This window comes from Deferribacter abyssi (assembly GCF_049472655.1).
GTDB classification, from domain to species: Bacteria; Chrysiogenota; Deferribacteres; order Deferribacterales; family Deferribacteraceae; genus Deferribacter; species Deferribacter abyssi.
The window spans coordinates 1-639 of sequence record NZ_JAQNCS010000041.1 but is presented as its reverse complement, the minus strand read 5'-3'; the positions used below and the strand labels follow the sequence as shown (position 1 = coordinate 639).

At 30.7% G+C, this 639-nt stretch carries 1 protein-coding gene; it reads right to left on the bottom strand.

The genetic code is table 11. The features are described 5' to 3' along the window. Positions 1 to 564, bottom strand: a 564-nt coding sequence (locus OWK30_RS11480) for an IS5 family transposase (RefSeq protein WP_423326623.1), incomplete at its 3' end; no start/stop codon positions are given. Between the last annotated feature and the right edge of the window lie 75 nt (positions 565 to 639).

Genomic DNA, 639 nt, shown 5'->3' with positions numbered 1-639 from the left:
TGAATATTTAACCTCCACATCTTCTGATGAACCTTTTTCTGAATTTTCTAATTTAGACTCATCCTCTTCTTTTACTTCTATATGCTTATTTGGTCGGCTCTTAGCTTCAACTACTGTCGCATCCACTATTACTCCCTTTTCTAATATAAAACCTGATTTCTGCAACTGACGATTTATTTCATCAAACAACTTTTTATCTAAATTCAACTCGCACAATCTTTGTCTAAATCTGCTTATCGTAGAATGATCAGGAACATTATCATCCATTGATAATCCTACAAAATCCATAAAACTTAATCTGTCATATAACGCCTCTTCTATCTCATAATCACTCAAATTGTATAAATTCTGCAAAAATAATATCTTAAATAGCAATAATGGGGGATAAGCTGGATGACCACTGGCATTCTTTGTGTATTTGTATTTCTTTTTCAATATCTTTTCTATCTTTGAAAAATTTATTAGTTCTTTTATCAATTTTAATTTGTTTCGTTTTTGTTTTGACAATTTATCTTGAGCCGCTATATCTGCTACTGTCATACCTTTAATTTCTTTCTCAGGCATGGAAAACCTCCTGTCTTATCTGAAAATCAACTGCATTTTAGCAGAAAATAGATGAAATATCAATAGATTATGCTG